Below are 13,265 nucleotides of genomic sequence, written 5' to 3'. Positions count from 1 at the left end.
AGCACAGCGCCGTGAGCGCGCCCGCGCCGGGTCTTCCGCGCTCACGGCCGGGGGCGAAGCCGCCGCATCGTCCGCGACGTGCCGGTCACCCGGCCTGGCCGCGAGGCAGCGTCATGCGACGGCCTGGGAAGGGCCGTGCGGGAGCGTGTCGTCCTCGTCGAGTTCCACGTCGTCGTCCGGCAGGTCGTACCAGTGGACATCGCCGGGGAACCGCTCCTCCTGGGTCGCCTCGATCGGGGTCTTGGGCCGCACGGTGTTGATCACGGGATGGTCCTCCTGAGGAAGGGCGTGCCGCCGCGAGGGACACGCGGGCCGGAAGTCGAAGACATCGATCCGCGATCAACGACACCGCGCGCCGGCGACGTGGCCGAAGTCCACGTGCGGGCGCCTGGTCAGCAGGAGGCGCTGTCTCATGGCGCCAACCTATGGGCCTCTTTCCCTGAAGTCAATATTCCCTACTTGTTATGCATGGATTGCAAAGGACAGGGAGTAGGAAGGACGAGGACGATGCCTTTGCCGCACTTCCTGGCGATCGGCGCCCCGAAGGCCGGCACCACTGCCCTGCACGCCGCGCTCCGCGAGCATCCCGCACTTCACCTGTCGCGGGTCAAGGAGCCCAAGTTCTTCCTCACCGACGGGCCGCCTCCCTCCCACGGCGGCCCCGGAGACGCCCAGACCTACCGCGAGCACGTCTGGCGCAGAGCCGACTACGAGGCGCTGTTCGACGACGCGCCCGAAGGCGCGCTTCTCGGCGAGGCCACCCCCTTCTACCTCTACGACCTGGACGCCCAGCGCCGCATGCGCGAGACCGTTCCAGGGGCGCGGCTCATCGCGATCCTCCGCGACCCGGTCGAGCGGGCGCACTCCAACTGGACCCACCTGTGGTCGGCGGGGCTGGAGCCGATCGGCGACGTGGTGCGGGCGTGCGCCGCGGAGGAGCACAGGATCTCGGCGGGATGGGCGCACTTCTGGCACTACATCGGGCTCGGCCGGTACGGCGAGCAGCTCGCCCACCTGTTCACGCTGTTCCCGCGCGAGCAGGTCCTGGTCTTCAGGTACCGGGACCTGGTGGACAGGCCCGTGGAGACCCTCGACAGGATCTGCGCCTTCCTCGGCGTCGAGCAGGGCCTGCTCACGCACGCTCCTCGGGAGAACGTGACCGCCCACCCCGACCCGGGCGGGCGGCACAGCCTGCTGTCCGCCGCGCTCAGGGCGTGCGCGCAGGTCCTGCCCCACGGCGTGGGCCGGGCGCTGGCCGAACCGATCGAGCACCTGCTGCAGCGCAGGGGCGTCTCACGGCGGCCCCTCACCTGGGACCAGCGGCGGCGGCTGATCCCCTACTTCGCCGCCGACATCGAGCTTCTCCAGCAGGTGACAGGGGAGGACTTCAGCGACTGGCTGCGGCCGAGGGACCGCTCGGGCGGGCTGGTCGGGGCCCGCCCTCCCGGCCAGCGGCAGTCGCGCAACGGCCGCCCCCTGCCGGGATGATCAGTCCGCGAGGCGCGGTGCGGCTCGCAGCTCGGTGCGCAGTTCATGGGCGCCGTCGGCCCGCGTGTACTCGTAGTAGAGCCGCGCCCCTCCCCCCGGCAGGTCGACGAGGTCGAGGTAGCGAAGCCCGCCACCGTGGTGGGGCGAGAAGGCGACAGGCCCGGCGCCCAGGGGGGTCAGCGCCGCCGGGTCCTGTCCCGCGGCGACCCCGGTGCACTCCTCGTAGTTCTCCGCCGCGCTCGCCCTGCCGTCGTAGAAGGCCAGGACGCCGTCGCTGGTGAAGCGGACAGCGCTCACCCGGGTGCCGCGCGCGTCCCAGGCCCCTGGACGGCCGCTCAGTGCGGTGCCGTGCCAGGTCCAGGAGAGCCCGTCGGCGCTGGTGGCGTAGGCGCTCACCATCTGGTCGGCCTCGGCGGGGTCGGCCAGGGGGTGGCAGGAGGCCCACAGGTGCCAGGTGCCGCCCCTGCGCACGATCACCGGGTCCTTGACCCCGGTCTTCGGATCGCCCGGCAGCACCGTCGTGCGCAGCCTGGGGTCGAAGGCGGACGGGTCGTCGGCTTCGAGCGCCTCCACCCGCCAGTGCTTGGTGCCGTGGGTGGCGCAGCTGAGGTAGAGCCGCCAGCGACCCTCGGCGGTGCGCATCAGCCACGGACGCTCCAGGGACTCGGCGTCCGCCTCCTCCTTCGTGATCGTCAGCAGGGTCTCGAAGCGCTCGCCGTCGGCCGAGCGCGCCACCACGACGGCATGGCCCCTGCCCTCCCCCACCGGCCTGCGCAGGCGGTAGGCCAGGTAGATCCACCCGTCATGGGCCACCGCGCTGGGCGCTCCCGCCCAGTGCCCCTCGCCGGGTACGGCCGGCACCACCGCCGCCACCGAACGGTCCGGCGTGGGAAGAAACGTCCTATCGATCGACATGGGCACGACAGTAGGACCCTGGCCGGCAACGCTCATGGACCTTCGCCCTTCCTTGACTCTTCCATGCATTTCCTATTGATTTTATAGGAATGAGCGCCCGCCCTGACAGCGCTGCTGATCAGCGACTTCCCGGCGCCCCTGACCTCGCGTTTCCAGCCGACGGAGGCGCCCTGAAATGGCGAAAACAAAAGAAGGCTCAGGCCATTTACATGACCTGAGCCTTCTGTTTGTGCGCCGCCAGGGACTCGAACCCCGGACCCGCTGATTAAGAGTCAGCTGCTCTAACCAACTGAGCTAGCGGCGCCCGCGGGAAGAAATATACCTGGCTTCGCCACGCAGGTCGAATCAGCAGCAATCAGGACCTCTAGCCCCTGCCGACCAACGTCGCGTAGACGACCGTGTTGTCGACGTAGTGCCTGGTACTGGTGTCGAACGCCCCGCTACAGGTGATCAGCCGCAGCTCCGGCCGGCCGGGGTCGGCGTACACCTCCATGCCGGGAAAGTCGTCCTTCGGGTAGGTGGCCTTCCTGGTGACGCGGAAGCGCAGCCGCCGGCCGTCCTTCCTGGTCACGTAGATCAGCCGGCCTGGACGCAGCTCGCTCAGCCGGTAGAAGACCGCGGGGCCCGTGGTGCTGTCGTAATGGCCGACCAGGATGGCCGCGCCGGTCGCGCCGGGTTTGGGGCCCATGGAGAACCAGCCCACCCGCTGCGACGCGCTGAGCGGCGGGGAGGCGATCCTGCCCTCCTCGAAACCGACCGGCATGATCCGGGCGCCCAGGGCCAGGCTCGGGATCTGGATGGCCTTGGGAGGCGAGTCCGACGACTTCGTGTCCGACGGCCTCATGTCCGCCTGCGCAGGCGGCAGCGGCCTGACGTCCGTCCGCACAGGCCGCACCGGCTTCGCGCCCACCTGCACGGACTTCAGCGGCCTGGCATCCGTCCCCACAGGCCGCGACAGCTCCGTGTCCACCCGCACAGACTGTGCCGGCTTCGTGCCCACCTGCACGGACTTCGGCGGCCTGGCATCCGTCCCCACAGGCCGCGACAGCTCCGTGTCCACCCGCACAGGCTGTGCCGGCTTCACCTCCGCCCGCACGGACTTCAGCGGCTTGACGTCCGTCCGCACAGGCCGCACCGGCTTCGCGCCCACCTGCGCGGGCTTCAGCGGCCTGGCATCCGTCCCCACAGGCCGCGACAGCTCCGTGTCCACCCGCACAGACTGTGCCGGCTTCACCTCCGCCCGCACGGACTTCAGCGGCCTGACGTCCGTCCGCACAGGCCGCACCGGCTTCGCGCCCACCTGCACGGACTTCGGCGGCCTGGCATCCGTCCCCACAGGCCGCGACAGCTCCGTGTCCACCCGCACAGGCTGTGCCGGCTTCACCTCCGCCCGCACGGACTTCAGCGGCTTGACGTCCGTCCGCACGGGCTTCGGCCGTAGCTTGGTGTCCGCCTGCGCGGGCTTCCGCTGCTTGGCGTCGACCCATGTGGGTTGGGGCGGCCTCCTGTCCACCGGCGCGAGCTTCGGCGGCTTCCTGTCCACCGGTACGAATGTCGGCGGCTTGCTGTCCGCCTGTCCAGGCTTCGGCTTGGGGTCCGCCGGTGCGGGCGTCGGCGGCTTGGTGTCGGCCTGTGCGGGCGCCGACGCCATGGCGAGAGCGGTGAGGAAGGCCGCCACGCGCAGAGCGTGGCGGCCAATGAAGCGTCCCGTCATGGCTAGCGGGCGAACACCGTCGCCATTCCGCCGCCGCCCGTGTGCGGGCCGCGGCCGCAGCCGCCGCCCCCGCCCCAGCCCCAGCCACCGCAGCCGGGGCCCTCGCCGGGGGCCCAGCCCACGCCGTGGCCCCCGCCGCAGTGGTGGCCGCCCCAGTGGGGGACCCTGCCACCGCACCCGTGGTGGCCTCCGCCACCGCACCCATGGCCCCCGCCACGGCACCCGTGGCGGCCGAAGCCCTTGTGATGGCCGAAGCCCTTGAAGCCCTTGTGGTGGCCGAAGCCCTTGCGGTCGTGGTCGAAGCCCTTGCGGTCGTGGTCGAAGCCTCGGTGCTGGCCCCAGCCGCGGTCTGCGCCGCGACCGCCCCAGTCGCCGTCGTCGTCTCCCGTGAAGACGACAGCCGCGGTCTGGGCCTGTGCCGAAGCGGCGGTCGCCGTTGCGGTGACGCCGAAGCCGGAGGCCAGGATGAGGCCGGCGGCGAGAACTGCGATACGCATCGCGTTTCCTCCTTCAATGACTGAGAAGTCATGCGATGAAATCCCCCTATGTCTCATCCGCCGAACCGGGCAAATCAGCTTCTTGCCCCGCCCATTACCGCAATAAGGCAGAGCACTCCTTATTGCGGTTTTCATCGCCATCCACGAATCCCCCTAATTCTGGATTTATTGCCACTAGTGCTAGAATAAAGTTCGGTCCCCGCAGACAGGAGCATCGATGTTCAACTCGCCCGCCGACGTGAGCGAGCGCCTCGCCGCCGTTGACTACCTCTCCGACGCCTCCATCGCCACCTCGGTGTTCCTGGCCGCCGCGCTGGGCAAGCCGCTGCTCGCCGAGGGCCCCGCGGGGGTGGGCAAGACCCAGCTTGCCAAGGCGGTCGCGCTGGCGACGGGCGCGAACCTCATCAGGCTCCAGTGCTACGAGGGCCTCGACGAGGCCAGGGCGCTGTACGAGTGGAACTACAAGAAGCAGCTCCTGCGCATCCAGGCGACCAGCTCGGACGACGACATCTTCTCCGAGGAGTTCCTGCTGGAACGCCCGCTCCTGAAGGCGATCAGGAGCGCGGAGCCGACCGTGCTGCTGATCGACGAGACCGACAAGGCCGACGTCGAGGTCGAGGGGCTGCTGCTCGAGCTGCTGTCCGACTTCCAGATCACGATCCCTGAGCTCGGCACGATCGAGGCGACGCTCAGGCCGTTCGTCGTGCTGACCTCCAACGCCACGCGCGAGCTGTCGGAGGCTCTGAAGAGACGCTGCCTCTATCTGCACATCGAGTACCCGACGCAGGAGCGCGAGCGCGACATCGTGCTGGCCCAGGTGCCGACCCTGACGAGCGACCTGGCCGAGCAGCTGGCCAGGACGGTGGCCACGCTCCGGGCCCTCGAGCTGAAGAAGGCGCCCTCCGTCGCCGAGACCATCGACTGGGCACGCACGCTGCTGGCCCTGGGCCGGGAGGAGCTCGACGAGAGCACGGTCGCGGGCACGCTCGGCGTGGTGCTCAAGCACGCCTCCGACCAGGCCAGGGCGCGCAAGGAGCTGGGCCTGTGAGCCTGGTCGACAGGCACGTCGGTTTCGTGCACGCCCTGCGCGAGGCGGGGCTGCCCGTCTCGCTGGCCGAGGGGCTCGACGCGGCCAGAGCGCTGCGGGTGATCGACCTGACCGAGCGTGAGTCGCTGCGCGCCGCCTACGCGGCGACGCTGGTCAAGAAGCCCGCCTACCGCCCTGGCTTCGACATGCTGTTCGACCTGTGGTTCCCCTCCTCGACCACGGGCCTGTACAGCAGGCCGGACGACGACGCGCCCCTGCCCGACCTGCGCGAGCATCTGGCCAGGCTCCTGACCGGCTCGACCGACCCTGAGATGAGGGAGTTCGCCAGAGCGATGGTCGAGCGCTTCGGCAGGCAGCCGGCCGCCGAGGGCCGCCAGAACTGGTTCTCCTACAGCGTCATGCGCGCGCTGTCACCCGAGACGCTCATGGCTCGCATCCTGCGGGGCGTGCCGCGAGGCGGACTGGAGGAGAAGACCACCCGCCAGCGCGTCAACGCCAACATCAAGCGCTTCGAGGAGGCGGTCGCCACTGACGTGCGCCGCAGGATCGCCGAGGACTCCGGCATCGAGCGCATCGCGCGCTCCGCCGTACGGCCGCCGCTGGACCAGCTGGACTTCCTGCGGATCACCAGGGCGGACCTCGCGAGGCTGCGCAGGGAGGTCCACCCGCTCGCGCGCAGGCTGGCGGCGCGGCTGGCCATCAGGCAGCGGCACGGCAGGCGGGGAAGGCTCGACTTCCGCAGGACCGTGCGGGCGTCGCTGTCGACCGGCGGGGTGCCGATGGACCCGAGGTTCAGGCCGCCCCGCCCGCACAAGCCCGAGTTGGTCATCCTCTGCGACACCAGCGACTCGGTCTCCTCCTTCGCCCACTTCACGCTGCTGCTGACCTACGCGCTCAGGGAGCAGTTCACGAAAGTCAGGGCATTCGGATTCGTGGACACCGTGGATGAGATCACCCGATTCTTCACGCCGGGCGGTGACGTCAGCGAGGCGCTAGCCAAACTCGCTACAGAAGCCAATATGTCCCGCTTTGGGAGGACAAATTATGGGCGGGCATTCGAGGAGTTCGCCGAGAAAGACGTCATCGGCCCGAAAACGAGCCTGCTGATCCTGGGCGACGCCCGCTCCAACTACCAGCCGCCCGCGCTCGACACGCTCAAGCGGCTGGTCAAGGACGCCAGGCACGCCTACTGGCTCAACCCAGAGCCGAGGCAGCAGTGGGACAGCGGCGACTCGCTCGCCACGTCCTACGGCTCGATCGTGCCGATGCGGGAGTGCCGCAACATCGCCCAGCTGGCGGAGTTCATCGAGCGGCTCGCCTAGCCAGCTCCCGCGCCGCGGTGCGGGCGAGCAGCTCGATCTGCTCCTCGGTCAGCACCACCCGGTCCGACCGCCTGATCAGCTTGGCGGCCAGCGACGGCTTGAGCAGCGTGATGCCCTCGCCGTTCACCACGCCGCCGCGCGGCAGCCTCCCGCAGTGGACGGCAAGCAGCGGATGGATGGTCAGCGGGATGCCGGTCTCCTTGCCGAGCAGTTCGGCGAAGGCGCCCGCGGCGGCGACCAGCGGCTTGGCCACGTGCGAGCCGAACTTCTCGCCGAAGAACAGCCGCCCGCCGTAGGCGGCGATGTCGGTGTCCGGCGCCCACGACTCGTTGTCGACGATCCAGACCCCGCCGGGACCGATGACCAGATGGTCGATCGAGGCCTGGCCTCGGATGGCCCTGCCCTGCAGGATGTGGTAGCCGTGCCTGCTGAGCCCGCGCCTGAGCTTGCGCTGGGTGATCACCTCGCCGTGGCGGCGGCCCCCGCCAGACGGAGGTGGCGTTGAAGTTGTGCCAGACGATCGCCCAGTCGAGGGCGGCCACGAGAGCGGCGAACAGCAGGCCGAAGGCGGGAGGCCACGGCAGCTCGAAGCGGATGGCCAGCGCCACGCCCGCCACGAACCCGAAGCCTGCCTTGACGGCCCTGGAGCGCTGCCGGTTCTTCGCGTCCTCGCGCCAGAACTTCTCGTACCACCACTGCGGGGACGAGCCTGTGAACTTCTCGTCCTGCTGCACGTAGATTGAACCACCGGGCACGGCAAACTCCCCGAGTTCAGTAGGTTAAACATGGATCTGCCACGCCGAAGATCCCTCGCCGGTCAAAAGATACCCAAGGCAAGCCTAACTTAGGCGTGATGAGCCCCTACCGGACGCTCAACCGACCAGTCGGTATGCTGTTGACCATGGCACAGGATGAACCGGTCAGACAGCGGCTGCTCGCCGAGGCGACGCGACTGTTCGCCGAGCGCGGCTTCGAGAGCACATCGGTGCAGGAGATCGTGGTCTCGGCCGGGGTCACCAAGGGGGCGATGTACCACTACTTCGACTCCAAGGACGACCTGCTGCACGAGATCTACGCCCGCGTTCTCAGGATGCAGATGGACCGGCTGACGCGGATCGCCGACGGGCCCGGCACCGTGTCCGAGCGGCTCTACGCGGCGGCGGCCGACGTCGTCGAGACGACGGCGGACAACCTCGACGACTCCAAGATCTTCTTCAGGTCCATGCACCTGCTCGCCCCCGAGACGCAGAAGACCGTGCGGGCCGAGCGCCGCCGCTACCACGAGCGCTTCCGCGACCTGGTGGCCGAGGGGCAGCGCGAAGGCGTCTTCCGCGCCGACGTGCCCGCCGACATCGTGGTCGACTACTTCTTCGGCTCGGTCCACCATCTGGGCTCCTGGTATCGCGTCGAGGGGCCACTGACCGGCGGCCAGGTGGGCGCGCAGTTCGCCGACCTGCTGCTCACGTCGTTGCGGCCGCAGGCGTCCTGACCACTCCCCTGGTCGCCATCCTGCCGACCAGCGCGAGGAGCCTGCGCGGCCTGCGCGGCATCAGATGGGCCATCGCGAAGTTGCCCAGGCCGGGCACCACGTAGCCGCGGTCGCGTTCGAGCCCGCGTAGCGCCGCCGCGACCACCTGCTCGGGGGTGGCCATCCTGGCCCCGATGGCCGCTTCACGCGTGCCGATCACCTCGAAGAACGAGGTCTCGACGGGGCCGGGGGTCACGGCGAGCACCTTCACGCCCGTGCCGCGCAGTTCGCTCCACAGGGCCAGGCTGAAGTTGAGAACGAAGCTCTTGGACGCCGCGTAGGTGGCGAAGTAGGGCGCGATGTTGAAGCCCGCCGTCGAACCCACGTTGACGACCGCGCCCTGGCCTCTGGCCAGCATCCCCGGCAGCAGCGCGTGGGTGAGGCCGACCAGCGAGACCACGTTGACCATCAGCTCGTCGTGCTCACGGCCGGGGTCGATGTCCTGGAAGCGGCCCGCCGTGCCGAATCCGGCGTTGTTGACCAGCAGGTCGATCGGACGGCCCGCCAGCCGCTCGGCGATCCGGCCGACGGCGTCAGGGGCCGACAGGTCCTGGCCGATCACGTCGACCTCCACGCTGTGGGCCGCGCGCAACCGCTCGGCCAGTTCGTCCATCTTGCCCACGGAACGGGCGACCAGCACGAGGTCATAGCCCTGGGCGGCCAGCTGCGTGGCGAACTCGGCGCCGATCCCCGACGAGGCGCCGGTCACCAGTGAAGTCTTGTTCATGAGATGGAATGTAGCACTTATTTCCCTAACTGCAACACTCTGTCTCAGATATGTGCGGTAACGTTCGCCGCATGACAGACAGGCGGTTGCGGGCGGACGCGGAGCGCAGCATCCGCTCGATCATGGAGGCCGCCGAGCGGCTGCTCGGAGCCAATCCGGCGGCGACGATGGAGCAGATCGCCGAGGCGGCGGGCGTCGCGCGGGCCACCGTCCACCGCCGGTTCGCCAGCAGGGAGGCGCTGATCGAGTCGATGGAGCTGGCGGCATGGCGCGAGCTCGACGCGGTCGTCGAGGCCGCCCGTCCGAGAACCGCTCCCCCACTGGTCGCCCTGCACCAGGCCACGGCCGCGATCCTGCGGATCAAGCCGGGCTGGCGCTTCACGCTGGCAGGCCCCGTCCCGCTGGGCGCCGAGGCGCGCGCGGTGCAGGAGGGCGTGATGGCCAAGTGCGACGAGGTCTTCACCAGGGCGCGCGAGGCGGGGCTGATCAGGCCCGACGCCGACGTGGCCTGGGTACGGCAGGCCTACCTCGCGCTCCTGGCCGAGTCGGCGCACTCCGCCCGCGAGGGCGCCGACCCCGACGCGCTGGCGGCGCGGCTGCTCGACACCCTCATGCACGGTGTCGCCCCCAGGTGAGGGAGTGGGGTCAGGCGAACAGCGCCCTGCCCCAGTAGTCGCCCCCGTCGCGCACCCCCGGCGGAATCGCGAACAGGCCGCTCGAGATGTGCTTGATGTACTCGTTGAGCACGTCGTTCTTCGCCAGCGCCCGCTGCACGGGGACGAACTGGCGGTGCGGGTCACGCTGGTAGGACATGAAGAACAGCCCCGCGTCCAGGCGGCCGAGCCCGTCGGAGCCGTCGACGTAGTTGTAGCCGCGACGCAGCAGCCTGGCGCCGCCGTTGCTGGAGGGGTGGGCCAGCCTCACGTGGGCGACCTCGCCGATCAGCGGCGCGCCGTCGGGGCCCTTCTTCGCGAAGTCGGGCTCGTCGAACTCCTTGGCCAGCCCGAGCGGCGCCCCCTCGCCCTTGTCGCGGCCGAAGATGGCCTCCTGCTCGGCCAGCGACGTGCGGTCCCAGGTCTCGATGTGCATGCGGATCTTCCTGGTGACCAGATAGGTGCCGCCCCTCATCCACGCGGGGCCGTCCTTCTCCGCCACCCACAGGTGGTCGCGGAGCATCGCGGTGTCCTCCAGCTTCAGGTTGGCGGTGCCGTCCTTGAAGCCCATGAGGTTGCGGGGCGTGGCCTGCGTCCTCGACGTCGAGGACGTACGGCCGAAGCCGAGCTGGGAGTAGCGCGCCGACACCCTGCCGAAGCCGATGCGCGCCAGATTGCGGATCGCGTGCACAGCCACCTGCGGGTCGTTCGCGCACGCCTGTACGCACAGGTCGCCGCCCGACAGCTCGGGCAGCAGCGCGTCGCCGGGGAAGCGGGGCAGCTCGCGCAGCGCCGCCGGCTTCCGCCCCGCCAGCCCGAACCTCCCGTCGAACAGGGAGGCGCCGAACCCGATCGTCAGCGTGAGTCCCGAGGCGGGCAGGCCGAGCGCCTCGCCCGTGTCGTCGGGCGGCGCCTCAGGCACGCCGCCGACCGCGCCGAACGTCCCCGCCTCCTGGCCCTGCGTCATCCGGGCGGCGGCGGCCGTCCACTCCTGGAGCAGCGCGTCGAGCTCGGACCGCTTGGTGGTGATCACGTCGAACGCGGCGAAGTGCAGGCGGTCCTGCGCGGGGGTGGCGATGCCCGCCTGGTGCTCGCCGTAGAAGGCGACCGAGTCCAGGGCCGAGACCGCGCTGACGGGCATCGGCGCGGGCTCGTCGAGCAGCATCCTGGCGCCCGCGACGGACGCCCCGGCCGCGGCGACGCCCGCCGCGCCCAATCCGAGCAGCTTCCTGCGGCTGACCCCGCTCATCACGACCTCATTTCGCCACGACGGCAGCGATCTTGCTGACCGGTTCGGCCAGCGCGTTGATCGCGTCCGACAGCTTCTTCAGTTCGGCCTTCGACAGCTCGTTGTGCAGCTTCCACCCGTCACCCTTGCGATGCTCCTCCAGCGCGGCCTCCGCGGCGGCGAACTGCGTGTCGAGCGTCTTCACCAGGTCGGGGGCGCGCTCCTCCAGCACGGGGCGCAGCGCCTGCACGGACGCCTTCGAGCCGGCCAGGTTGGCGGCGAAGTCCCACAGGTCGGTGTGCGAGTAGCGGTCCTCCTCGCCGGTGATCTTCCCGGTGGCGACCTCGTCGAGCAGCTCCTTGGCGCCGTTGCCGAGCTGCAGCGGCGAGAGCTTCTCGCTGTTGGCCTTCTCGACGATCAGCTTCACGTCGGCCATCAGCCTGTCGGCGATCGGGCCCGACTTGCTGACGTCCTTGTCCACCCAGAGGTCGCGCTCGAGGCGGTGGAAGCCGGTGAACTCCATGCCCTCCTCGATGACCTCCTCACGGCCGTCGATCTTGGGGTCGAGGTCGCCGAAGATCTCCGCGACAGGCTCGATCCGCTCCCAGTAGGTGCGCGCGACGGGGAAGAGCGCCTTGGCCTTCTCCTGCTCGCCGGCCTTCACCGCGTCGACGAACTCCTGCGTCTTGATCAGCAGGGCGTCGGTCTGGCTCTTGACGTAGCGCTGGTAGCTGGCGGTGGCGGCGGCCAGCTTGGCGTCGGCGCTGAGCGGCGTGGCCTCGCCCGTGACCTTCAGCGGCCCTCTGATGCCCTTGCCCACCATCCCCGGCTTGCAGGCCGTCTCGTACACGCCCGCGGGCAGCTCGACGATCAGCTCGCGGGTCAGGCCGGGAACGATGTTCTCCACCTCGGCCATGACCCTGTCGCCGGGGGCGTAGACGTAGAACTCGGTGACCTTGGTGCCGCCGTTGGTGACGGCGAACGTGGAGGTCCCCGCCGCGACCTCCGACGTGGCGACGGTGCAGGCGGTGTCGCTGGCCGCCACCTTGATGGGGCCGCCCGCCTGGGCGCTCCCCGCGGCGCCCGGCTGGGCGGAGGGAGCATCCTGGGAGCAGCCCGCGAGAGCGCCGAGGGCGAGCAGGCCCGTGACGACGACAGATGGAGTGCGCATGTCGGGTGTCTCCTGTTACGAAACGGGTTCGGCGGCCTTGGGCGCGGCGGCCGGGCGGAGGAAGAGGAACAGCACCGGGATCACGTAGAGCGCCCAGGCCGCCATCTCGAGGACGCTGGGCGCGGGGGTGATGTTGAACATCCCGGCCAGCAGCGCGGAGTACCACGCGCCAGGGTCGAGCACGGCGGAGATGTCGAAGGCCAGCGTGTTCAGTCCCGGCAGGATTCCGGCCTCCTGCAGGTCGTGCACGCCGTACTTGAGGATGCCCCCGGCCACCAGGATCAGCAGCAGGCCCGTCCAGGTGAAGAACGTGGTGAGGTTGATCCTGATCGCGCTGGCGTAGATCCCCCAGCCGATCACGATCGAGGTGAGCACGCCGAGGCTGATGCCGATCAACGGCAGCGCCGTGGCGGCGGCGCCCTGCGCGGAGGCGTAGAAGAGCAGCGAGGTCTCCAGGCCCTCTCTGACCACCGCCAGGAAGGCCATCACGGCGACGGCGACCCCGCCCACGTTGAGCGCCCGGCCGAGCTTGGCCCGGAGGTCGCCGGCGATGGTGCGGGCCGCCCCCCGCATCCAGAAGATCATCCAGGTGACGAACACCGTGGCGGCGATGGACGTCAGCGCCTCGAACAGCTCCTGCTGCTCGAAGGTGAGGTTGGCGGCCGTGAACGACAGCAGGGCGCCGAACCCGACCGACAGCGCGACGGCGAGGCCGGCGCCTGCCCATACGAGGGGGAGCTTGTCCCTGCGATCGCTCTTGACCAGGAACGCCACCAGGATGGAGACGACGAGGGTCGCCTCCAGGCCTTCCCGCAGTCCGATGAGAAAGCTGGCGAACACGTCAAATCCCCTAAGTGAGGCAAACCTAAATTAGGCCAGGTTTACCTTACCCAGGTCGGCGCTCTGTCACTCACCTCAGGGGGTCATATGTCGGACTTGCCTGGGCAACTCTCCGCCCAGGCAGGTCAGGTCCC

Annotated in this window: 14 protein-coding genes and 1 tRNA gene; 5 read left to right on the top strand and 10 right to left on the bottom strand. The window is 69.9% G+C overall.

Annotated features, from left to right (window positions below):
• Positions 1 to 111 precede the first annotated feature (111 nt).
• The gene (locus tag FHR33_RS34375; RefSeq protein ID WP_183656741.1) at positions 112 to 264 is read right to left on the bottom strand and encodes a hypothetical protein; all 153 of its coding nucleotides are present in this window, start codon (positions 262 to 264) and stop codon (positions 112 to 114) included.
• Between the two features lie 243 nt (positions 265 to 507).
• Here FHR33_RS34375 and FHR33_RS34370 point away from each other — a divergent pair, with 243 nt between their 5' ends.
• Entirely contained in the window at positions 508 to 1,488 is a 981-nt protein-coding gene (locus FHR33_RS34370) for a sulfotransferase family protein (RefSeq protein ID WP_183656738.1), read from the top strand.
• On the opposite strand, the gene FHR33_RS34365 is transcribed toward FHR33_RS34370, so the two are convergent.
• The 4 genes from FHR33_RS34365 to FHR33_RS34350 form a co-directional block, all read right to left on the bottom strand.
• Entirely contained in the window at positions 1,489 to 2,403 is a 915-nt protein-coding gene (locus tag FHR33_RS34365; protein ID WP_183656735.1) for a glycoside hydrolase family protein, read from the bottom strand.
• A gap of 230 nt (positions 2,404 to 2,633) precedes the next feature.
• Positions 2,634 to 2,707: transfer RNA gene (locus FHR33_RS34360), tRNA-Lys, on the bottom strand.
• A gap of 60 nt (positions 2,708 to 2,767) precedes the next feature.
• Entirely contained in the window at positions 2,768 to 4,081 is a 1,314-nt protein-coding gene (locus FHR33_RS52895; protein WP_183656732.1) for a class F sortase, read from the bottom strand.
• A 38-nt stretch (positions 4,082 to 4,119) separates the two neighbouring features.
• Positions 4,120 to 4,614, bottom strand: a complete 495-nt coding sequence (locus FHR33_RS34350) for a hypothetical protein (protein ID WP_183656729.1) — start codon at positions 4,612 to 4,614, stop codon at positions 4,120 to 4,122.
• A gap of 217 nt (positions 4,615 to 4,831) precedes the next feature.
• Between FHR33_RS34350 and FHR33_RS34345 the strand changes: the two genes are divergently transcribed.
• Positions 4,832 to 5,662, top strand: coding sequence for an AAA family ATPase (locus FHR33_RS34345; protein WP_183656726.1), 831 nt, complete (start codon positions 4,832 to 4,834; stop codon positions 5,660 to 5,662).
• On the top strand, positions 5,659 to 6,984 hold the full coding sequence (locus FHR33_RS34340; RefSeq protein ID WP_183656723.1) for a vWA domain-containing protein: 1,326 nt from the start codon (positions 5,659 to 5,661) through the stop codon (positions 6,982 to 6,984). Before FHR33_RS34345 ends, FHR33_RS34340 begins: the two co-directional genes overlap by 4 nt.
• Here FHR33_RS34340 and FHR33_RS52890 read toward each other — a convergent pair.
• Positions 6,965 to 7,447 (bottom strand): nuclease-related domain-containing protein, encoded by a 483-nt coding sequence (locus FHR33_RS52890; RefSeq protein WP_312895843.1) that lies wholly within the window; start codon positions 7,445 to 7,447, stop codon positions 6,965 to 6,967. The genes FHR33_RS34340 and FHR33_RS52890 overlap by 20 nt on opposite strands.
• 438 nt (positions 7,448 to 7,885) lie before the next feature.
• On the opposite strand from FHR33_RS52890, the gene FHR33_RS34330 reads away from it, so the two are divergent.
• Positions 7,886 to 8,473 carry a TetR/AcrR family transcriptional regulator gene (locus FHR33_RS34330; protein WP_183656720.1) on the top strand — a complete coding sequence of 196 codons (588 nt, stop codon included), beginning with the start codon at positions 7,886 to 7,888 and terminating at the stop codon, positions 8,471 to 8,473.
• Here the strand turns inward: FHR33_RS34330 and FHR33_RS34325 are convergent.
• The gene (locus FHR33_RS34325) at positions 8,445 to 9,239 is read right to left on the bottom strand and encodes an SDR family NAD(P)-dependent oxidoreductase (protein ID WP_183656717.1); all 795 of its coding nucleotides are present in this window, start codon (positions 9,237 to 9,239) and stop codon (positions 8,445 to 8,447) included. The two genes, FHR33_RS34330 and FHR33_RS34325, sit on opposite strands and share 29 nt — an antisense overlap.
• A gap of 71 nt (positions 9,240 to 9,310) precedes the next feature.
• Here FHR33_RS34325 and FHR33_RS34320 point away from each other — a divergent pair, with 71 nt between their 5' ends.
• Entirely contained in the window at positions 9,311 to 9,874 is a 564-nt protein-coding gene (locus FHR33_RS34320; protein ID WP_183656714.1) for a TetR/AcrR family transcriptional regulator, read from the top strand.
• Positions 9,875 to 9,884: 10 nt separating this feature from the next.
• Here FHR33_RS34320 and efeB read toward each other — a convergent pair whose 3' ends face one another.
• Genes efeB through efeU form a run of 3 tightly spaced genes read right to left on the bottom strand, consistent with a single transcriptional unit; the run spans position 9,885 to position 13,131 of the window.
• The gene (gene efeB, locus FHR33_RS34315; RefSeq protein ID WP_183656711.1) at positions 9,885 to 11,141 is read right to left on the bottom strand and encodes an iron uptake transporter deferrochelatase/peroxidase subunit; all 1,257 of its coding nucleotides are present in this window, start codon (positions 11,139 to 11,141) and stop codon (positions 9,885 to 9,887) included.
• 7 nt (positions 11,142 to 11,148) lie between these two features.
• Positions 11,149 to 12,291: an iron uptake system protein EfeO gene (gene efeO, locus FHR33_RS34310; RefSeq protein WP_183656709.1), complete on the bottom strand. Its 1,143-nt coding sequence runs from the start codon at positions 12,289 to 12,291 to the stop codon at positions 11,149 to 11,151.
• A 15-nt stretch (positions 12,292 to 12,306) separates the two neighbouring features.
• Positions 12,307 to 13,131 (bottom strand): iron uptake transporter permease EfeU, encoded by an 825-nt coding sequence (gene efeU, locus FHR33_RS34305; protein WP_183656706.1) that lies wholly within the window; start codon positions 13,129 to 13,131, stop codon positions 12,307 to 12,309.
• Positions 13,132 to 13,265: the final 134 nt, after the last annotated feature.

The sequence above is a fragment of the Nonomuraea dietziae genome (assembly GCF_014195505.1).
Taxonomy (GTDB): Bacteria; Actinomycetota; Actinomycetes; order Streptosporangiales; family Streptosporangiaceae; genus Nonomuraea; species Nonomuraea roseola.
Note: the sequence above shows the minus strand (reverse complement) of the source record. Positions and strands in the feature narration are given on the sequence as shown.